The organism is Fibrisoma montanum (assembly GCF_003583365.1).
Lineage (GTDB): Bacteria > Bacteroidota > Bacteroidia > Cytophagales > Spirosomataceae > Fibrisoma > Fibrisoma montanum.
Genome location: NZ_QXED01000015.1, coordinates 30,649 through 51,154, shown reverse-complemented (window position 1 = coordinate 51,154; position 20,506 = coordinate 30,649). Strand labels below are relative to the sequence as shown.

Here is a 20,506-nt window from a genome sequence, read left to right as displayed (position 1 = left end):
CCTATCACAAAGACACCGACGTTCTGTGGTCGGTGTCTTTGTCTGCTACGTAGCTAGCGGTACGCCACCGGCACCACACACATCCACATGATTCCAGAACCCACCTATCGACTGGCCACCGAAGCCGATCTGCCGGCTATTGTTGCCATGCTGGCCGACGATCCGCTCGGCGCCCGGCGCGAACGGCTGGCAACTCCCCTCCCCGACTGTTATTTACGGGCTTTTGATCGCATCAGCAATGACCCCAACCAGGAACTGACCGTTGTTGAACTGGACGGAGAAATTGCCGGTACATTTCACCTGACGTTCCTTCAGTACCTGACGCATCAGGGCGGGCTGCGGGCTCAGATCGAAGCAGTACGGGTGAGCGCTGTCCATCGCGGAAAAGGGCTGGGTACCCGGATGTTCAACTACGCCATTGAGCGGGCTACCGAACGAGGTTGTTACGTTCTGCAACTGACCACCGATAAGCAACGCCCCCGCGCTATCCAGTTCTACGAATCGCTGGGATTTCAGGCGACGCATGAGGGCATGAAACGTACGTTAGTATCGTAACTCCCGACTTTTCCGTTTCCTCATCAAGTAGTTACGTACCTTCCGTCCATGCGTTACTGGTTTTTCTGCCTCCTGCTTCTCTCGTCACTCACCTCCTTCGGCCAGGTTGATCTCAAAAAACCTTTTCAGGATTGCCGGCTCAACGGCAGCATAACGGTTTATGATTCCAGACACCGGCAGTGGATCGTCAGCGATGAAGCTGACAGCCAAAACGAAACGCTGCCCGCTTCAACCTTCAAGATCATCAACACCCTGATTGCTCTCGAAACGGGCGTGATCAGGGACGAAAACGAAGTCGTTAAGTGGGTGGGGAAGGTCGACACGGTGCTGTATGGTTACCGGCCCGAGATCTACCACGACATGACCATGAAGGAAGCGTTTGAGCAGTCGGCGGGTTGGGTGTACATTGAGCTGGCCAAACGAATCGGCAAAGACCGGTATCGGCAATACCTCCAGCGGTGCCATTACGGCAACGGTACTCTGTCGCACCCGGACGATGATTTCTGGAATTTTGGCGCGTTCGGTATTTCGCCCCGCAATCAGGTTACGTTTCTGAAGGATGTTTACGACGAAAAACTCCCCTTTTCCAAACGCAGCTACGCCATTCTGAAGCGGATCATGGTCGCCGAGAAAACGGATACCTACACCATTCGGGCCAAAACCGGCTGGACGCGCTACGGCGGCAATGATACGGGCTGGTGGGTCGGCTACGTCGAACGCGACGACAATGTCTACTTTTTTGCAACCCGGCTCATCAAACCACGCTCAACGCCAAACCCCGACTTTGGGGCCTGCCGCAAGACGATCACCAAAGCCGTACTCCGGCAATTGAAGGCCATTGAGTAAGCGCTTTATAACCCCAGCCGCCTGGGATCAATGCCCGTATCCTTTGCCGACGCCCGCAGGATAGCCAGTACCTCAACGTAGCTGAACAGCCGCCCGTCGATGTAGTTGTGCTCTTCGGGGTCGGCGAAGGTACGTTTCTCTTCCAGATCGCGGATGTTGGCGTGCAGCGAAATCAGTACGTCCTGAATAAAATCTTCGAGTTGCTCAGCGTAAGCGGTCATAGAAAACCAGTCGTTTCGTTCCTGATTTTATTGAGCGGCCTTATCCCGCGCGTCGAGCTCCCGCAGTACGTCCACCATCGTCCGGAAGCGGTTGGCATCGCCGATAAAACTCAGGCCCGACATGATAAGCGCGAAGCCGCCCGTGCTGACCCAAAACCACGAATCAGCCCCTATTTCTTTTAGTTTGGAGCCGTGTAGCAGCACGGATAACCCGCTCCCGAGCAACATCGCGCCACTCCCTCCAAACACCCAGTATTTCGCGATCAGTTTTTTCTCCCGTGACGTTTGCATGCTATCGTTCGTGTTAGAATTAGATTGGTTTTGTATCGATCCTTAAACAAAAACCATCTTTTCGGCATTGGGTTTTGATAAAAAACGGTATATTAATCCATCGTTATGGTGCTAAACCCACCAAACCCAAACCCAACAGTACAAATGCCCGTATTTACCCTCGGAATCGAAGAAGAATTTCAAACCATAGATCCAAAGACCGGCGAACTCCGGTCACACATGTCGAAGATTGTCGACGGTGGTCAGATTACCCTTCAGGAGCGCGTAAAAGCCGAAATGCACCAGGCCGTTGTGGAAGTGGGGACAAACATCTGCCATAATATCCAGGATGCCCGGCATGAAGTGACGTACCTGCGAAAGATGATCATGGACCTTGCCGACCAGCAGAATCTGAAAATTGCGGCAGCGGGTACGCACCCCTTTTCCGACTGGCAGGATCAGCTCATCACCCCGAACGAACGGTACGACCGGCTCATCGAAGAAATGCGCGACGTAGCCCGGTCCAACCTGATCTTCGGTCTGCACGTACACGTCGGGATCGAGAGCCGCAACGAGGGGATTCAGATCATGAATGCGGTGCGGTATTTTCTGCCGCATATCTACGCCCTGTCGACCAACTCGCCGTTCTGGCGGGGCCGCAATACGGGCTTCAAATCGTACCGCTCAAAAGTTTTCGATAAATTTCCGCGCACCGGCATTCCCGATTTCTTTTCGTCGGCGGCCGAGTACGACGAATACATCAACCTGCTGGTGAAAACCGGCTGCATTGACAACGGTAAGAAAATCTGGTGGGACATTCGCTTGCACCCGTTTTTCAACACGGTCGAATTCCGCATCTGCGACGTACCGATGCGGGTCGACGAAACCATTTGCCTGGCGGCTATCATGCAGGCGCTGGTGGCAAAAATCGACAAGCTGCACCGGCAGAACCTGAACTTCCGGCCGTATCGGCGGGTGCTGATCAGCGAAAACAAATGGCGGGCAGCCCGCTACGGGATCGAAGGCAAACTGATTGATTTTGGAAAGCAGGCCGAAGTGCCGACGCACCAGTTGATTCACGAACTGCTCGATTTTATCGACGACGTACTGGACGAACTGGGAAGCCGCGAGGAGTGTGAGTACGTACTGAAAATTCTTGAGATGGGCACGGGTGCCGACCGTCAGCTGGCCGTTTACCACCAGACCAACGACCTGAAGCAAGTAGTGGATTACATCGTCGAAGAAACTTCTCACGGGATCAGGTAGTTATAAATCAACAGGATTGGCAACCCACCCCACCCGTACGCGCCTGATGGCGCAGCCAGTCATCATTAACCGTTAAACGAGCAGCAACAGGCTGCCATACAACCTATGAGATTTGTTAAAATAGCTATTCTGGACATGTACGACAACCATGCCAACGAGGGTATGCGTTGTATCTTACAGATCATCCGGAACGTCAGACAGCGGGAAAACATCGATGTTACGTTCGACATTTTCAACGTCCGGGCCAACAATGAGTTGCCGGAACTGGACTACGATATTTACATTTCAACCGGCGGCCCCGGTAGTCCGCTGCCGTCCGACGAAGCCTGGGAAGCGCCGTATTTTCAACTGATCGATCAGTTGTTTGCCTGGAACCGTACCAACGAGCGAAAGAAGTATCTGTTCATGATCTGCCACTCGTTCCAACTGGTCATGCGGCACCTGCAGTTGGGCGAGGTGAGTCGCCGGAGATCGACCTCGTTCGGTATCTTCCCGGTGCACAAAACGGAGCAGGGTCAGTTGTATCACAACCTGGACCCGCTGCCCGATCCGTTCTATGCCGTAGATTCCCGCGATTATCAGGTAACGCAGCCAAACCTGGAACGGCTGGACGAAATCGGGGCTAAAATTCTTTGTCTGGAGAAGGACAGACCACACGTACCGCTGGAGCGGGCCATTATGGCGGTTCGGTTCTCCCACGAGATTTTCGGGACGCAGTTCCACCCCGAAGCCGATGGCGAAGGCATGCTGCGGTACTTCCTGACCGACGAAAAACGCAACCACATCGTGCTGAACTACGGTCAGGAGAAATACGACGAAATGGTTGCCTATCTGCAGGACCCTGACAAAATCGCCCTGACAGAGTCGGTTATTTTACCCGTGTTCCTGCGTAATGCCCTTGAAGACCTGGCCGAAATTGCCGAGGAAAATGTAGCCCATTCATAAGGTATGGTCTGTTGGTGAACCGGTCTGCTGCCTGACGACTGGTTCACCAACAACTATTCGTATAACCCTTTCCGTATGATTCAATCTGTTCGTCAGACGTACAACCAAGCTTTCAGCCCGGAACGTTACCGGGCTTTTTTGGATGCCATTCACGCCGATCTTCCCGGCCAGCTCGATTTCCGGGTGGCCGAAACGCCCGTATTTGTACCGAAATCCCTGACGGACAAGCTACTGGCAGCCTGCGACGACATCGTCAATGTTATTACCGGCGAACAATTCACCGAACTGACCGAGAAAGCCATCCCGGCCGGGCAACGGGTGCCGAACGAACAACCCGACGACCTGAGCAACCATACGCAGTTCATGGCCATCGACTTCGCGATTTGCCGGGACGAGCAGGGCGAACTTACGCCCCAGTTGATTGAGCTACAGGGTTTCCCGTCGATGTATGCGTTTCAGCCCTACATCGCCGATCAGTTTCGGGCTCATTTTCCCATTCCCGACAACCTGTCGCACCTGTTCAACGTCGACAGCAACGATACGTACCTCCAGCACCTGCGCCGATTGATTGTGGGGCTCTGCGATCCGGAGGAGGTGATCCTGCTGGAAATCTTCCCCGAAAAGCAGAAAACCCGCATCGACTTCGCCCTGACCAAACGCTACCTCGGCATCGACGCGGTCTGCCTGACCAAAATCAAAAAGCAGGACCGAAAGCTGTATTACGAAAAAGACGGACGACTGATTCACATCAAGCGCATCTATAACCGGCTGATCTTCGACGACCTGCAAAACTTCCCGGACCTGCAGACCGAGTTTACCCTCACCGATGACGTAGACGTGGAGTGGGTCGGCCACCCGAACTGGTTTTTCCGCATCAGCAAGTACACGCTCCCCCTGCTGAACAGCCCGTATGTGCCGCCCAGCTACTACCTGTCGAGCCTGGTTGAGTACCCGGCTGATCTGGATAACTACGTCCTGAAGCCGCTGTATTCGTTTGCGGGGAGTGGGGTCAAACTGAGCATTTCATCCGCCGATCTGGATGCCATTCCCGAATCCGAACGGCACAATTACCTGTTGCAGCGCAAGGTCAGATACGAGCCAGTGATTCAGGCTCCCGATGGTCTCATCAAGTGCGAAATACGGATGCTGTTCGTCTGGCACAAGCGCGAACCCCGGCCCCTGCTGCTCACCAATCTGGCCCGCCTGAGCCGGGGCGAAATGATCGGCGTGCGCTTCAACAAGGATTTCGACTGGGTGGGCGGGACAGTCGGTTTCTTTGAGCAGTAACTCTGGATTACGGTTTGCCAATGATCAGGTTATAGCCGACGTAGGGCAGCGGCACGAACCGATTTCGTGTCCTGAGCTGCCACTGATCATTGTACAGTTCCTGAAAAATAAAGCTGTAAACGCCCAGATCGAAAGCATGACGCTGTCGATTGAGCCGGAGCGCGGCCGATAACGTATAAAGCGGATTGTTGAACCGGCGGTCGGGATAAATCGCATTTTCGCTGACGAACGTCAGGTTTCGGGTCAATCGCTGAGCAAGGCCCAGCGTTACAAACGAACGGCTTTGCCCGGATGGATTCCCGTACCGCGTTTGTACGTACCCAATCGTTACGTTTTGCTGGCTGTCACCGATTGACGCCAGTGCCTGAAACGTCCAGGTCTGATTTACCCGGTAGTAGTCATACTGTTTGGCAGGCTGGTACGTAGCCCGCACGCCAACCCGAAATTGTTTGCTGATCGGGATGCTTAGTTTGGTCGATAAACGCGTTACGAATCCATTGATAAAAACATCCTGGATGTCCAGATCAGGAATCACAACCACACTGCCGCTTACACTCCACCAGGACGTAATGCCATAACCTGCTTCGTTGTAGGCCAGCCACACATTGCGGTAATAACCCCGCCCTTTTTCGGGATTGAAGGCCGATTGATCGGTCAGCAGCCAGGCTGCAAACCGGTTCGGAAATGTCCGGCCCGAATCAGGCGTTACGGCCTCTACCTGGGCCGAATCCACCCGGAGCAACAGTTCCGGCTCAAAGTAGGTTAGTCGGCCATCCCGTTTACGAACAGTAATCATCGTACTGTCGCGCCGAACGAATTTACCTTCAACCTGCGTTCCGTCCCTGAAAACATAAACCTCATACGGCGATACTCGCTGCTGGCCAACGGCGGCCGGTGCATTGGGACGGGTTTCTGTTATGCGAACGAGCTGGTCGGCTTCGATGAACGTCGATTCACCATTTCGCTTCTGAACGGTAATCACCGTACTGTCCTGGCGAATGATACGCCCGCGCACTACCGACCCGTCCTGTAAGATCAGAAATGATTCTTTACGCTGAAGATCTTCCGGTGTAATGCGTACGGATTGGGCAAACCCCCAGAAAGGCAGGAACAGCAAGCCAAGAAGAAGTGTTTTCATTAACGCAGGAGTTTAGGTAAAGTAATAGTAGTAAATACGTTCATGCAAACGCTGACGCACCGCCAACTTTTTTTTCAGCACGTAGCTCAGACCTCTGATTTCCCGTTAGGGTTGGAAATTGAACGGGCTGAAGGCGTTTATTTATTCGGTCCGTCGCACGGTGGCCCGTCACACGGCGGTCCGGCGCATGAGCGCTACATCGATCTGATTTCGGGAATTGGGGTGAGCAACGTCGGGCACCGCCACCCCAGGGTGCTGGCTGCCATTCATGAGCAGCTGGACAAGTACCTGCACCTGATGGTATACGGCGAATACGTTCAGTCGCCCCAGACCCAACTGGCGCATGCCCTTGCCGAGACCCTTGCGCATACTGACCCGGCGGCTCAACTAGACAACGTGTATTTTACCAACTCCGGTACCGAAGCGGTTGAGGGGGCCATGAAACTGGCCAAGCGATTTACCGGCCGGAGTGAGATCATCAGCTGTTTCAACGCCTATCACGGCTCTACACAGGGGGCACTGTCACTATCGGGCGATGAGAACTTTAAACGTAATTACCGGCCTCTCCTACCCGACATCCGGCACCTGCGCTATCGGAATTGGGCGGACATCGAGCAGATCAGCCACCGCACGGCCGCCGTTGTGATGGAGGTCATCGGGGGCGAAGCAGGGGTGCGCGTACCTGAACCCGCCTACCTGCAGGCCGTCCGGCAACGCTGCACGGACACAGGAGCCCTGCTGATTGTCGACGAAATTCAGACCGGATTCGGGCGAACCGGTACGTTCTGGGCTTTTCAGGATTTTGGTATCGTCCCCGACGTAGTGCTCTGCGCCAAAGGAATGGGGGGCGGCATGCCCATCGGCGCTTTTATCAGTTCGGCGGAGGTGATGAGTGTGTTCAAAAACAACCCGATTCTGGGCCACATCACAACGTTTGGCGGGCATCCGGTATCGGCCGCGGCTTCGCTGGCCACGCTGAATGTTATTCGCGACGAACGGCTCCACGAACAGGCCGAAGCCAAAGGCCAGTTGTTCCGGCAGTTGCTGGTGCATCCGGCTATTCGCGAAGTGCGGGGCAAAGGCCTCATGCTGGCGGCAGAATTCGACTCGTTCGACGTACTTAAACCCATCATTGACCACGCCATTGCGAGGGGGCAAACAGGCTTAGGCGTAATTACGGACTGGTTCCTGTTCTGTAACAACTCCATGCGCCTTGCTCCGCCCCTGGTCATTACGGAAGCCGAAATCCGCACAGCCTGCGATATCATTCTTGACGCGATTGACGCCGTTGTGTGAGCAATACGAGGGCGAGCGTCCCGACGTTTGCTACACGTAGGGCATGGTTTTCTGCCAGAGCCACTCCGCATTGTCGTCGGTTACGTCGCGGTGGGGCGTTGACTTGGGACGGCTGTCGGCAAAATAGCCACCGTTGTTGCTTTCGCCGATGGATTTAAGCGGGGCCGATGCCAGAAAAACCGAGGTTTGTGCTCCTTTTTCGGGGGTACGCATTACCGGCCCAAACGCTTTGAATACCTTCCCGACAAAACCGGGCGTATCGCTGCCAAAATTGGTTCGTACGGCACCGGGGTGAACGGAATAGGCCGTGATGCCCTGCCCGGAAAAGTGCGTAGCCAGACTCCGGGCGTGGAGCAGATTGGCCAGTTTATCGTCTCCATAAGCCGAAAACAACGCCAGGTTATCGATCCGGCGGAAAAACCGCTCTTTCCGGCCCAGCAGATGCGCCCCCGACGACAGGTTGATGATTCGGACATCGCCGGTCTGAGCGGCTGTTTTCGTCAGCAGGTCGGTCAGGTATTGCGTCAATGCAAAATGTCCGATGTGGCTGGCAAAGAATGATTTCTCAATCCCCTCGGCCGTAAATTCAAGCTTAGCGGGTGTATAGCCGGCGTTGTTGATAAGCACATCGAGCCGGTCATAGTGGCTTTTGACGTGCTCGGCAGCCTGACGAACAGAAGCCAAGTTAGCCAGATCGATGGTAACGAGGTCGACAGTTACGCTGGGATTGGCGCGTTGCACGTCGGCCTGTGCCTCGCGGCCTTTTTGTTCGTTACGACAAAGCAGGATAAGATCGAAACTGCGCTGGGCAAGTGCGCGGGCAGTGGCTAGTCCCAGACCAGAATTGGCTCCGGTAATGAGGGTGGTTTTAATTCCCATTGTGCGAGTCAGGTTACTGTGGTATCCTAAACCCAACTCACACAAACAGGATTTGGTTTTATTGATATGCCTGCCAGCGTCGACAAATCACTGGTTATCAAACAGATCAAGGACTAATTAACCCTGATACGCCGGCGCAAAGTCGTTGCGGGCAAAGTCCTCCAGTTTTACTTTTCCGAGCGTCGGGCGGTTGGCAAAGTAGTCTGCCTGCATGGAGCCATCGGCGATCGAATGGCCCATTTCCGTATAGAGCCGCGCCATTTCGTCGTTCATACCGACCTGCAGCATACCCTGCTGGCTCTGCTCGTCGGAGAACACAACCCACGGCAGGTCAGGCTTCCCGACGGCCTCGCCCAGTGCGCTGGCAATTTCCTGTCCGGTTCGTTCATCGCTGGCAACGTACTGAACCCGTATGCCTGTGAAATCCAGATTCAGCAATTCCTGCAACCCGACAGTGGCAATGTCACTCGTGTGTACGAGCACAATTTTGTCAGCCCCGAAGTTGCTGCCGACAATACCGGCTCCCTTGATCATACCAACCATGCTGAGCAGGTTTTCCATGAAATACGACGGGCGAAGCACCTTCACGTTCAGTCCGGCAACCGTTTTCAGTTTTTGTTCCAGATCATAGAGTCCGTCGACCGGGCCTGTTCCCTGCCCTTTGTGCGCACCGATGCTGCTGAGCATCACCGCAAACCGGATGTCGTTGGCTTTGATGGCGTCTACGTAATTATCGGCAACGATGTTCTGATAGCCACGCCAGTCCGTTACGCCCCATTTCGGCGGAATCATCAGATAAACGGCATCAGCCCCGGCAAAGGCCTGTTTAACAAATTCGCCATCCTCGACCGAACCCACGGCCGCTTTAGCGCCCAGGGCCTCAATGGCGGCTGCGTTGTCGGGTTTACTGGTAATTACTGTTACGGTGTGGCCTGCTTTGACGAGACCTTCGGTGATGGGCTTGGCCGTATGACCCAGCGAACCCGTGATTACGTACTGCATAAAGTATGATTAGTTAGAATAACAATTTCCATCCGTTGAAAAAGAGGTCTTTTCCCGGCTCCCCGGCCAACTGCCGTACCTGTTCATCGGCAGGCAGTACGCCGTCTGTATCCTTCTGGCGGACCAGCGCCGTAATACCTTCTTTAGCCAGTGCCTGGCAAATCTGCTTCGTGACCGCATCGCCGTTGCCTACCAACAGCCCTACTGCTTCTTCTTTCTTTTTCATACCAACATTTGATTGCTTGTACACACAACAACTTTAGGCAAAAAATTTAAACGGCACCCAGCGACTGAGCCGCCTTGAATATCTGCTGGGTCAGGGTTTTGACCTGTTCTTCACCAATGGCATTCGAATACCGATCCCACGTCCGAAGCCAGGCCGCTACGACTTCGTCGCGGAGTTGCTCGCCTTTAATGGTTGGAAACACTTTGGTATTTTTCCCCTCCGCCCGGCGCTCCACCAGTTGCTTCTGTTCCAGCTTTTCGATCAGCCGGGTGATGGTCGAAGGTGTCAGAAACAACGTATTGCTCAACTGGGTAGGAGTTACCCCCGGCTGATCAACCACCTCCCGGAGCAGATACGCATGCGAATACGCCAGCCCCAGCCGACCAAACTCCTCATCACCGATGGCCGTGATTACCCGCGCGAGCGCGTTGGCCGAGAACAGTAAACAGGCACTGTACCGATTATCAACGTTTACATCTGCTGTATCAATCGTTTCTTTGGTCATCGCTTTCTATTGGTGTTGCCTCTGCAAAAGTAAGAATCCTTATTTGTATGTGCAAACAATAATTCTATTTTCTTGGCAGATGCACTTCTGCCATCATACAACGGGCCGATCCGCCCCCGTTTCCTTCAACCATAGACAAGTCAAAATGGATGAGGGTTGCATAATCATCCAGCTGATCAATCTGTTTATGCGATAATGACTTGTAAGCCCGCGTTGACATCACCAGTAGCTTCTGTCCTTTCGGGTTCTGAATCAGCAGCATATTACCGGCAAAACTAGCCATTTGCTCCAGCGAGATATCGACGATACGCTTGTTCAGCCGTTCCAGTTCCTGCCGAACCATCAGCCGCTCGTCGGGGTCCTTGATCGCGCTCAGACACACCACCGCGAAGGAATCGCCAATGCACATCAGTACGTTCGTATGATAGACCTCCTTGTCGTTGGCGTCCGATGCCCGGAACGACACAACCCGGTAGCGCGTCCGGTTGCTGAATTCTGCCAGTACGTCCGGGTGCGTCCGGGGCGACAGACACGCAAAGGCAACCCGGTTCATCCGGTCGAGTACCATGCTGCCCGTTCCTTCCAGGTATTTACCCTCCTGCTCAAATCCAGTCAGGTCAACCACCTTCGCTACGTGGAAGCGCTGGCTCAGATCGTCAATGATGTCCATCCGCCGTTCGAGCCGCCGGTTTTCGGCCTGCATCGGATACAGCACGACCGTACCGCTGGCGTGGAAGGATACCCAGTTGTTGGGAAAAATGGAATCAGGGGTGTAAGGCTCAATCGAGTCTTCGTACTCAATCACATCGACACCCAGGGCCCGAAGCTGGCGGGCCATTTCGTCAAACTCATGCAGGGCATCGTCCTGAGCCACATCTTTGGTTTGAGCCGCCATTTTGATGTCCTGGAATGCATTCGACCCGGCGGTCTGTTCATTGAAGCCAAACCGGACGGGACGAATCATCAAAATCTGAGAAGTAGCCTGTGATTGCATGAAGTTAGTTGATCAGTCAGTGAGCATTGGGCCGGTTAGCTATACCTAACCGGCAGGCAAATTAGTATTGATAAAGCAATTGTTCAACGTTTGAATGAACGCGTACTGCATTTTCGAAAGTTCATCAGCAACCCCGGGCAGCCAATTTCACTGCAGACAAAGTCTATGGTTCGATCACAAGGTTGCTGCCGGCAACGCCCGAACTTGCTTTGACACAGAATGACTTAGCATGAATCCCCGGAAACGTACGGCGGTTCTGGCAAGCCACGTATCCGCAGCCGGATAAACAGCGTGAGCGCGGCCGAAAAATCCAGTTGCCCCAACCACGCTCACCACCCGATCGGTGTTCTATTTTTTGATTTCGGCCCGGCCGGTTGGCTACAGGTCTGCGCGCAGCAGCGGCAGACTCATGCAGTGCGAACCACCCCGCGCCCGTGATAATTCGGCGGACGGCAACATGATAAACGTGTTCTCGATGGTTTCCGGCGATGATTCGCCACGCTCAAAACGAGCGAGCAGATCAACGGCCGCGACTACGTCGAACCCGGCTTCGCGGAACGCTTCGGCGGTCTTTTCGTTCCGGTCGTAGCCAATTACCACGCCGTCTTTCAGGGCCAGCAGGTTGCAGGAATCAGTCCACTGCTCACGCGCTCCAAATGGAAACTCGTTGTTACCCGAATAAATAAACTGCACGGGCTCGGTGGCGCCAAGATCGTTCTTGCTGATGTCGGCCAGCAGGTCCTCCAGGTTTTCAATCTCGATGGGTTTGTGTTCCAGCCCCTTGATAAACTGCATAATGCGGAGATCTTCCGACAGGTCTTTCGGCGCAAAGAAGTGCAGCATATCCCGCTTCCGGGCCTCGTCGCCCAGCCGGGCCAGCGATCCCAGCAACACCCACACATTCCGTTTCACCTGCGTGAAAATCGTATCGATGTGCATGTAGTCGCGCTTCTTCGGAATCTTGATGATGGTGACGGTATCGACCAGGTTTTTGGCGAACACCAGCCGCATCACCTGCTGAGCGGCATACAGGGTGGTACGTTCGCTGACTCCGATAAGCAGATGCCGCGGAGAAATCATCATCACGTCGCCCCCTTCCAGCGTCGACCGGGTCAGGTCGCGGTCGGTGTCGGCTTCGGCCAGCAGAAAGGCATACTCGTTGTCCGGAATTTCGATGATTTTATCCTGGTAGTCGGCAAACAGCGGGTGATGAAAGAAGATATACTGAGCCAGCAAAGCCTCACGGGTCCGGGCTAGTTTGGCGGGCTTGTTCAGCAGAATGTGGTCGTTGATGATGATGCCGATGTCGCGGGTAAAAATAAAGTTGGGCAGCGGAGCGAAGAGCATCGCCCGGTCGGGCAGCGACCCCGAAATCAGGATTTTAGCCAGTTCGACCGGATCGTACTGGTTGAGCTGCTGCTGAATCCGGAACGACGTACGTTCGACGGCGCAGATCGACGCGATCAGCTTCGGGCGTATTTCATCGTCGGCCAGGATGTCGGACAATAGACACTGAATATCAATGACTTTATCGGATTTAAAATAATCCGGATGGTCGGGCTTAAAGAACGACCGGTCAGCATCGGGCCCCAGCGAGTCGATCTTCCCCTGGACTTTGCCAGGATCCAGAAAATACAGAAGAATCTTGACGTAGTAATCGTATTCGTCCCGACGCATCATGTCGAGATGCACAATATCTTCAAAGAGCCAGTCCTGCGCTTTGGACGGAATTACTTTGCCTAATCCCCGATCCGGACTGTGAATGAGCAGTCGTTTCAGGGTACCAACTTCAGAAGAAACGTTGATTCGATTGGCCGGCCGACCCTCAGGTGCCTGCTTTGTCGGCGACGATGAATTAGTCAATATAGAGTCCGTGGTTACGGCCGTAGTTGGAGCCTCAAGAGCGTGTTTTCCATTTTTCATACAATCAGCGGCAAGGCCATAAAGCAACCTGCCGGGTTGGCAAGGTACAGTTTTGCGGCCGGAAAAGAAAGCTAACGTGAGCAGCGGAACGGCTCGCTGACGGTCATTTCAGCGTAACTAGCCCTAAATTCAACCCATTCTCTAAGTAAACAGTAGACTAAAAAGACTATACTCTGGCACATATTTTGTCACTGCTTTCACCAAACCGGTTCGGGTTAGTTCAATCTCGGCTTGAGCAGGGCTGATCCGGGCCAACGCGGCCGCCGGCTTTGCCGGTGCTACCACACCAGGCGTTACCGCGTTTGTTGATGCAGCAATACACCATTCTCTCATGCGACGAATTAATACCCACGCTACTAAACCTGGCGGCTGGCTGATGCTGGTTTGGCTGGTGAGCCTGGTCTGGAGCCAGGTGCTGGCTCAATCCGGACGGGTATTCCAGGCGTTTGATAGCAACAGTCAACAGGTAACACCTGACCTTACCAGCAGCCTTGCATTCGTGCATCGGTCCAATGACCTTCCGGCCGATCTGACAAAAACAGTCGACATAACCGATCATCCCGCCTTCCTTAGGGTCGCAGAGACGAAAGCATTACCTGGTCTGCACCTGACAAAGCGGGTCAATAAATCCCGGGCGGCTGTGGGCGATACGCTCACCTACACCATCAGCCTGATGAACAACGGACTGGCCGCATCCGGCAGCCTCAGCATCCGGGATTCACTGGATACCAACCTGCAATTTATCGCGGCCACCGCATCGGCCGGCTCATTCACGGCGGCCGCTCCCGGGGGTACGTGGTCACTCACCAACGTAGCGCCCGGCGATTCGGCAACCCTGATCATCCGGGCCAGAATCCTGCTGGATGGGCTTGTATATAATACCGCATCGTTGCCCGGCGTCGATACGGTTCAGGCCTGTACGTCTGTACCTATCAAGGTCTGCCGCGGTAGTGAATACCAGTTTGTGCTTTCCGTCAAAACGGGTTACAGCCGCTATCAGTGGTACCGGGGCTCGGTGTTGGTGCAGGACAGCCCGGTTAACTCATTCACCGTATCGGCTCCTGGCGAATACCGGGTGGTGGCGGATAGCCTGGCCGGTCAATGCGCCGATTTGAGCTGCTGTCCGTTTATTGTTGAAGAAGACACCATACCGGCCTTTAAGTTGTTTGCCGCAGCCGCCACTTGTTTGAACAACACGCCCCAAAGCAACGGGCAGATTGCCGTCACGGGTTTGTCGGCGGCTTTTCGGTACCAGATTACCCCCGGAACGAGTTTCACTGCTGCAACACCGTTAGCCGATACCGCCCGGGTACCCGCCAACGGCGTTCTGGCCGTTAATCTGGCGGCCGTTGCCAGCAGTACGCCCTATACGATCCGTGTCTACAACGCGTCAGGATGCTATGCCGACCAGACCGTTTTGTTGCCGCCCACGATCTGTACCTGTCCGCCCGCCCGGTGTGTGCCGACGGTCATTGCGCAGACCCGAAGCCGACGGTCGACAGCGGGAACTTCACTCCGAAAATCGCTCCGTATCCCGGTGGGCTTATCCCCATCCGAAGGGGGTGGACGATAAATTCAGGCTATACCGATCAGCGAACCGGCCCGTGTTTTTCAGGAGCCGGTTTTTTGTTAACGCCAGGCGTCAACTTTTAACCCGCTGAATTTGTTACGGTAACAGGTATAGTACCGAATCATGTGTTAACTTTGCGGCTTCATTTTAGCTGCCACGACTAACCTATCATGTTATCTATCAGCAATTTACAGGCCTCAATTGGCGATAAACAGATATTAAAGGGCATCAATCTTCAGATTAATGCCGGCGAAGTTCACGCGATCATGGGCCCGAACGGTTCCGGAAAAAGTACATTGGCTTCCGTACTGGCTGGTCGCGAAGACTACGAAATCACCGAGGGAACGGTCCTGTTTGAAGGCGAAGATCTGCTCGACATGGCACCCGAAGACCGGGCGGCTGCGGGTATCTTTCTGGCGTTTCAGTATCCGGTCGAGATCCCGGGCGTAAGCACAACCAACTTTCTCAAAACAGCCCTGAACGAAATTCGCAAACACCGGGGTCAGGACCCGCTCGATGCCGTGCAGTTCCTGAAACTGATGAAAGAGAAAATGAAACTTGTTAACATTGACCAGTCGTTGCTGAGCCGGTCACTGAATGAAGGGTTCTCGGGTGGCGAAAAGAAACGGAACGAAGTCTTCCAGATGGCCATGCTCGAACCGAAACTGGCGATCCTCGACGAAACCGACTCGGGTCTTGATATTGATGCGCTGCGAATCGTTGCCGAAGGGGTGAACAAGCTGCGTTCGCCGGAGCGGGCTACCATCGTCGTGACCCACTACCAGCGCCTGCTCGACTACATCATTCCGGATTTTGTTCACGTACTCTACAAAGGCCGCATCGTAAAATCCGGCCCCAAAGAACTGGCCCTCGAGCTGGAGGAGAAAGGGTACGACTGGATTCGGGCCGAAGCCGAAGCTGCTTAGCCGTTCACAGTGTTCGGTTTACGGTATTTGGTGTATAACCTGCCGGCTACCCAACCAACCGTAAACCGTGAACTGTAAACTGTAAACTAATTATGACTCCATCGAATCAACAATACAACCAGTTTAAAGACCAGTTGCTGGCGGCTTTCCGGGCGAACGAAGAGCGATTGAACGGCGAGAGCAAAGCTCCGCTGCATCAGCTGCGCCGGTCTGCGTTGCAGCAGTTTGAGCGGCTGGGCTTCCCAACCATCAAGCACGAAGAATGGAAGTACTCGAACGTCAACAGCCTGATCAGACAGGCGTTTGATATCGACGGTGCCTCCTCCATTTCGGAAGCTGACATGGATGATCTTCAGATCCCAAATCTTGAAGGTAACATTCTTTACTTTGTGAACGGGCAGTACAAGCCCGAGCTGTCGCGCCTTGTGAGCCCGGCCGACCATGTACAAATCACCAGCTTCGCCGACGCGCTGAAAGCCGAACCGGAGTTGATTGACAAACATTTTGCCCGCTACGCCGATTACCAGGACAACGCCTTTACGGCCCTGAACACGGCCCTGGCCAACGATGGCGTGGTGGTACGTGTACCGAACGGCAAAACGGTCGAACAGCCCATTATCCTGCGCTTCATCACCGACGCCCGCGAGAAGAACATTGCCTCACAGCCCCGCAACCTGATCATCGTCGGCCGTAACGCCGAGGTAACCGTGGCCGAATCGTACCGTACGCTCGGCGACCGGTCGAGCTTCAGCAATGCCGTTACGGAGATCGTGGTCGAGCAGGATGCCCGCGCTCAATACTACAAGGTGCAGAACGAAAGCGATGCGGCCTATCATATTGGCACGACGCAGGTGTATCAGGCCGATAACAGCCATTTTTACTCGGCAACGGTTACGCTGAACGGTAATTTTGTGCGTAATAACCTGAACATTGTCCTGAACGGTCAGCACTGCGAAGCGTTCATGTACGGCCTGTACATGCCCAATGGACGGCAGCACGTCGACAACCACACACTGGTTGACCACGCCATGCCGAACTCCTACAGCAATGAACTCTATAAAGGTATCCTCGACGACAGCGGTACGGGCGTTTTCAACGGCAAAATCTTCGTTCGGCCGGATGCGCAGAAGACCAATGCCTACCAGTCGTGCAAGAACGTGGTGTTATCACCCAACGCGTCGATGAACACCAAACCCCAGCTCGAAATCTTCGCCGACGACGTAAAGTGCTCACATGGCACAACAACGGGTAAGCTCGACGAAGAAGCGCTGTTCTACATGCGGTCGCGGGGTATCCCGAAAGACGAAGCCAAAACGCTGCTTATGTACGCCTTCGCCGAAGACGTCTTGAGCCAGATTAAGATTGGTCCCATCCGCGAATACCTCGAAGGCGTTGTGCAGCAGAAGCTGGCGATGTAACAAATGATATACGGTGCAGGATGTGCTGTTTTCAGTCTCACATCACGCATCGTATATCATCCTCCAATTCCGCACCTTTCCCCCGCCGGTTTTGTTGTATTTTAAGACAACCTCTCCAAGTTCCTATGCAAACTGCGGTAGATAAAACACTCGATATACAGCAAATCCGCCGGGATTTTCCGGTACTTGACCAGTCAATTAACGGCAAGCCCCTTGTCTACTTCGACAATGCGGCCACGAACCAGAAACCGCTGTCGGTTATTGGCGCCCTGACTAACTATTACGAAGGCTACAACGCCAATATTCACCGGGGTATTCACCACCTGGCCGAGAAAGCTACGGCCGCTTTTGAAGCATCACGCCGGGCTATTCAGCAGTTTTTGAACGCAAAGCACTGGGAGGAAATCATTTTTACATACGGCACTACTGATGGGATCAACCTCGTGGCGCAGACCTACGGCCGCCGGTTTCTGACTGAAGGGGATGAGATCATCATCTCCACCATGGAACACCACTCCAACATCGTGCCCTGGCAGATGCTTTGCGAGGAGCGGGGTTGTGTGCTGAAGGTAATCCCGGTTGATGACAACGGCGAGCTGATCCTGGAAGAATACGAAAAGCTCCTGACTGCCCGCACTAAATTCGTATCGGTGGTACACGTATCCAACGCCCTCGGTACGATCAACCCCGTCAAGACGATCATCGACATGGCCCACGCCGTTGGGGCGGTGGTGCTGATCGACGGTGCTCAGGCCACTTCGCACGTAGACATCGACGTGCAGGCACTGGATACAGACTTCTACGTATTCTCGGCTCACAAACTCTATGGCCCGACCGGCATGGGCGTTCTGTACGGCAAGAAAGCGCTGCTGGACGACATGCCTCCCTACCGGGGCGGTGGTGAGATGATTAAGGAGGTGACGTTCGAGAAGACGACGTACAACGAGATTCCATACAAGTTCGAAGCCGGTACGCCGAACATCGCCGACGTAGTGGCTGTTAAAACGGCGCTGGAGTACATGGCATCGCTGGGTAAGGAGAACATTGCCGCTCACGAGCATGACCTGCTTCAATACGCCACTGCGCAGTTAAGCGAGATTGAGGGGCTGCGTATTATCGGTCAGGCCAAGGACAAGATCAGCGTTATATCGTTTGTCATGGACGGAATCCATCACCAGGACACCGGTGTTATTCTCGACCAGTTAGGCATTGCCGTCCGGACGGGCCATCACTGCACCCAGCCGCTGATGCGCCGGTTCAACATCGCCGGAACTACGCGGGCATCGTTTGCGGTTTATAACACCAGAGACGAAATTGACTGCCTGGTGCAGGGTATTCATCGGGTGAAGAAGATGATGTCGTAACGCCTAAATCGCTATAACTGTGCATACTGAAGAAATACTTTTGGATAAAAGTCAGGTTCTGGCCAGTTTGAGTGAATTACCCGACAAAGTTTCCTCGGACGAACTCATCGAACGCATTCTGTTTATCAAATTAATTGAGAGCCGACTGCGTGAAACGACCCAGGTTCCTCATGAGCAGGTTATGCAGGAGCTTAAGGCGATGAGGCAGCAAAAAACTGGAGAGTCGGGAAAAACGGCATGATTAACTGGAAAGAGTCTGCTCGTGAAGAAGTTCGGGAGATTTATTCGTTTTTGCTCAATTTGTCAATGGTTGCAGCCGATGAATGGTTAGAGCAATTGGAGAAGAAGCTGAATCTCATTGAACAATTTCCGGGTATGGGTCGCATGGTACCTGACTATTATATTTCGTTTATCAGGGAAGTATTTGTAGGAAGCTATCGGATTGTGTACAGTATTCAGGATGACACACCGTTGATACTGGCGGTTCGGCCAATGAGCCGGCCACTTGGAAGAATCTGATCATAACTAATAACGCCTGGTACAGGGTATTCACCGGGTGAAGAAGATGATGTCGTAACGCCTAAAGCTATTTCGGCCATGCTTACCAAAACGAGGGTTATTGAAAGTTTAGCGAGTATGCCAGAGCAATTTACAATGGAAGAGATCATTGATCGATTCCAGTCTCTAGATGATTTGGAAAACGCCCTGGATGCTATTCGTAAGGGTAACCTTCACAAACATGAGGACGTAATGACCGAAGCACGCCAATGGCTTAAAACGCAGAAATGGCCACAGCCTTAATCTGGACGTCACGTGCCAAAGAACATCTTAACAACGTTCTTAGTGACTTATATGAGATTTCACCGGCTGTATCCGAAACCTGGACAGATGAACCGGACAAGAAGCTGAGCTTGTTAGCCGAGTTTCCTGAGATGGGCAGACTTGTTCCCAAACATGATCTTTATTTTATCGGGAAATTCTGGTTGGTCGATATCGAGTAAAATACGTCTTTTTGATTGACACAATTTACCTGGTATCCATTCGACACCAAGCTAGCAATTCCAAAGATTAGCATGACTATCAACGAAAAGCAGGACGATATCATCGAGGAATTTGATCTGTTCGATGATCCGCTGGACAAAACACAATACATCATCGACCTCGGCAAAAAACTGCCGCCGATGCCGGAGCAGTACCGTACTGACGACAAGCTGATCCGGGGGTGCCAGTCGAAAGTGTGGCTGCACAGCGAAATGAACGGCGACAACGTGCATTTTGAGGCCGATAGTGAACCGACCGCTCAGATCAGCAAGGGGCTGGTCAGTCTGCTGATCCGGGTGCTCGACGGCGAGAAACCGGAGGATGTAGCCAACGCCAACCTGTATTTCATTGAGCGAATCGGGTTGAGTAACCTGGTTACCTCACGCCGGGCTGGCGGTCTGGCGTCGATGCTGAAGCAGATGAAAGATTTTTCGACCGTACAGGCCGATCTAAAATCAAATGCATAACGTTTCCCTACCATGACAGACGAAGAGCTGAAAGAACAGGTTGTGATGGCGCTTAAGGGCGTGTACGATCCCGAAATTCCGGTAGACGTATACGAACTGGGCCTGATTTATGACATCAAGATATTTCCGGTCAATAACGTGTACATCCTGATGACGCTGACATCGCCCTCCTGCCCCTCGGCCGGTACTATTCCGGGAGAGATCGAGCAGAAGGTCCGCGAGATTGAAGGCGTTAACGACGTAAGCGTTGAGCTGACCTTCGACCCGCCCTACTCTACCGAGATGATGTCGGAAGTGGCGAAACTTGAACTTGGGTTCATGTAATCCTAACTGTAAACCGCTACGGCGGATTGTTACTAACTACAAA

Annotated in this window: 25 protein-coding genes; 16 read left to right on the top strand and 9 right to left on the bottom strand. The window is 53.6% G+C overall.

Annotated elements, in window-relative coordinates:
• Positions 1-87 precede the first annotated feature (87 nt).
• Both DYU11_RS30650 and DYU11_RS30645 read left to right on the top strand, forming a co-directional pair.
• Positions 88-555, top strand: a complete 468-nt coding sequence (locus DYU11_RS30650) for a GNAT family N-acetyltransferase (protein ID WP_119671565.1) — start codon at positions 88-90, stop codon at positions 553-555.
• A gap of 48 nt (positions 556-603) precedes the next feature.
• Positions 604-1,401 (top strand): penicillin-binding transpeptidase domain-containing protein, encoded by a 798-nt coding sequence (locus DYU11_RS30645; protein ID WP_119671564.1) that lies wholly within the window; start codon positions 604-606, stop codon positions 1,399-1,401.
• A gap of 5 nt (positions 1,402-1,406) precedes the next feature.
• On the opposite strand, the gene DYU11_RS30640 is transcribed toward DYU11_RS30645, so the two are convergent.
• Positions 1,407-1,622: a hypothetical protein gene (locus tag DYU11_RS30640; protein WP_119671563.1), complete on the bottom strand. Its 216-nt coding sequence runs from the start codon at positions 1,620-1,622 to the stop codon at positions 1,407-1,409.
• Between the two features lie 27 nt (positions 1,623-1,649).
• A complete protein-coding gene (locus DYU11_RS30635; RefSeq protein ID WP_119671562.1) occupies positions 1,650-1,913 on the bottom strand; it encodes a hypothetical protein in 264 nt (87 codons plus the stop codon).
• A 144-nt stretch (positions 1,914-2,057) separates the two neighbouring features.
• Between DYU11_RS30635 and DYU11_RS30630 the strand changes: the two genes are divergently transcribed.
• From DYU11_RS30630 to DYU11_RS30620, 3 genes are all read left to right on the top strand, one after another.
• Entirely contained in the window at positions 2,058-3,158 is a 1,101-nt protein-coding gene (locus tag DYU11_RS30630) for a carboxylate-amine ligase (protein ID WP_119671561.1), read from the top strand.
• Between the two features lie 105 nt (positions 3,159-3,263).
• Positions 3,264-4,103: a type 1 glutamine amidotransferase gene (locus DYU11_RS30625; RefSeq protein ID WP_119671560.1), complete on the top strand. Its 840-nt coding sequence runs from the start codon at positions 3,264-3,266 to the stop codon at positions 4,101-4,103.
• Positions 4,104-4,178: 75 nt separating this feature from the next.
• Entirely contained in the window at positions 4,179-5,390 is a 1,212-nt protein-coding gene (locus DYU11_RS30620; RefSeq protein WP_119671559.1) for a hypothetical protein, read from the top strand.
• Positions 5,391-5,397: 7 nt separating this feature from the next.
• On the opposite strand, the gene DYU11_RS30615 is transcribed toward DYU11_RS30620, so the two are convergent.
• Positions 5,398-6,528, bottom strand: coding sequence for a hypothetical protein (locus tag DYU11_RS30615; RefSeq protein ID WP_119671558.1), 1,131 nt, complete (start codon positions 6,526-6,528; stop codon positions 5,398-5,400).
• Positions 6,529-6,570: 42 nt separating this feature from the next.
• Here DYU11_RS30615 and DYU11_RS30610 point away from each other — a divergent pair, with 42 nt between their 5' ends.
• The gene (locus DYU11_RS30610; protein ID WP_119671557.1) at positions 6,571-7,824 is read left to right on the top strand and encodes an aspartate aminotransferase family protein; all 1,254 of its coding nucleotides are present in this window, start codon (positions 6,571-6,573) and stop codon (positions 7,822-7,824) included.
• 30 nt (positions 7,825-7,854) lie between these two features.
• Here DYU11_RS30610 and DYU11_RS30605 read toward each other — a convergent pair whose 3' ends face one another.
• The 6 genes from DYU11_RS30605 to DYU11_RS30580 form a co-directional block, all read right to left on the bottom strand.
• Positions 7,855-8,703: an SDR family NAD(P)-dependent oxidoreductase gene (locus DYU11_RS30605; RefSeq protein ID WP_119671556.1), complete on the bottom strand. Its 849-nt coding sequence runs from the start codon at positions 8,701-8,703 to the stop codon at positions 7,855-7,857.
• A gap of 117 nt (positions 8,704-8,820) precedes the next feature.
• Positions 8,821-9,705: an NAD(P)H-binding protein gene (locus DYU11_RS30600; RefSeq protein ID WP_119671555.1), complete on the bottom strand. Its 885-nt coding sequence runs from the start codon at positions 9,703-9,705 to the stop codon at positions 8,821-8,823.
• A 13-nt stretch (positions 9,706-9,718) separates the two neighbouring features.
• Positions 9,719-9,931, bottom strand: coding sequence for a hypothetical protein (locus DYU11_RS30595; RefSeq protein WP_119671554.1), 213 nt, complete (start codon positions 9,929-9,931; stop codon positions 9,719-9,721).
• Positions 9,932-9,977: 46 nt separating this feature from the next.
• Positions 9,978-10,436, bottom strand: a complete 459-nt coding sequence (locus DYU11_RS30590; protein ID WP_119671553.1) for a MarR family winged helix-turn-helix transcriptional regulator — start codon at positions 10,434-10,436, stop codon at positions 9,978-9,980.
• 64 nt (positions 10,437-10,500) lie between these two features.
• Entirely contained in the window at positions 10,501-11,430 is a 930-nt protein-coding gene (gene ctlX / locus DYU11_RS30585; RefSeq protein WP_119671552.1) for a citrulline utilization hydrolase CtlX, read from the bottom strand.
• A 378-nt stretch (positions 11,431-11,808) separates the two neighbouring features.
• The gene (locus DYU11_RS30580) at positions 11,809-13,353 is read right to left on the bottom strand and encodes an arginine deiminase family protein (protein WP_229366129.1); all 1,545 of its coding nucleotides are present in this window, start codon (positions 13,351-13,353) and stop codon (positions 11,809-11,811) included.
• Between the two features lie 331 nt (positions 13,354-13,684).
• Here DYU11_RS30580 and DYU11_RS30575 point away from each other — a divergent pair, with 331 nt between their 5' ends.
• The 10 genes from DYU11_RS30575 (at position 13,685) to DYU11_RS30530 (ending at position 20,463) form a co-directional block, all read left to right on the top strand.
• Positions 13,685-14,926, top strand: a complete 1,242-nt coding sequence (locus DYU11_RS30575) for a DUF11 domain-containing protein (protein WP_119671551.1) — start codon at positions 13,685-13,687, stop codon at positions 14,924-14,926.
• 167 nt (positions 14,927-15,093) lie between these two features.
• Positions 15,094-15,849, top strand: coding sequence for a Fe-S cluster assembly ATPase SufC (gene sufC, locus DYU11_RS30570; protein WP_119671550.1), 756 nt, complete (start codon positions 15,094-15,096; stop codon positions 15,847-15,849).
• A gap of 92 nt (positions 15,850-15,941) precedes the next feature.
• A complete protein-coding gene (gene sufD, locus DYU11_RS30565; protein WP_119671549.1) occupies positions 15,942-17,267 on the top strand; it encodes a Fe-S cluster assembly protein SufD in 1,326 nt (441 codons plus the stop codon).
• A 125-nt stretch (positions 17,268-17,392) separates the two neighbouring features.
• Positions 17,393-18,631 (top strand): cysteine desulfurase, encoded by a 1,239-nt coding sequence (locus tag DYU11_RS30560; protein WP_119671548.1) that lies wholly within the window; start codon positions 17,393-17,395, stop codon positions 18,629-18,631.
• A gap of 19 nt (positions 18,632-18,650) precedes the next feature.
• Positions 18,651-18,872, top strand: coding sequence for a hypothetical protein (locus DYU11_RS30555; protein ID WP_119671547.1), 222 nt, complete (start codon positions 18,651-18,653; stop codon positions 18,870-18,872).
• Positions 18,869-19,150, top strand: coding sequence for a type II toxin-antitoxin system RelE/ParE family toxin (locus tag DYU11_RS30550; protein ID WP_229366128.1), 282 nt, complete (start codon positions 18,869-18,871; stop codon positions 19,148-19,150). Before DYU11_RS30555 ends, DYU11_RS30550 begins: the two co-directional genes overlap by 4 nt.
• Positions 19,151-19,228: 78 nt before the next feature.
• A complete protein-coding gene (locus tag DYU11_RS30545) occupies positions 19,229-19,432 on the top strand; it encodes a hypothetical protein (protein ID WP_119671546.1) in 204 nt (67 codons plus the stop codon).
• On the top strand, positions 19,417-19,632 hold the full coding sequence (locus tag DYU11_RS30540) for a type II toxin-antitoxin system RelE/ParE family toxin (RefSeq protein ID WP_119671545.1): 216 nt from the start codon (positions 19,417-19,419) through the stop codon (positions 19,630-19,632). Before DYU11_RS30545 ends, DYU11_RS30540 begins: the two co-directional genes overlap by 16 nt.
• 72 nt (positions 19,633-19,704) lie before the next feature.
• A complete protein-coding gene (locus tag DYU11_RS30535) occupies positions 19,705-20,139 on the top strand; it encodes a SufE family protein (protein ID WP_119671544.1) in 435 nt (144 codons plus the stop codon).
• 12 nt (positions 20,140-20,151) lie between these two features.
• Complete coding sequence (locus DYU11_RS30530; RefSeq protein WP_119671543.1) at positions 20,152-20,463, top strand: SUF system Fe-S cluster assembly protein; 312 nt, start codon at positions 20,152-20,154, stop codon at positions 20,461-20,463.
• Positions 20,464-20,506 lie beyond the last annotated feature (43 nt).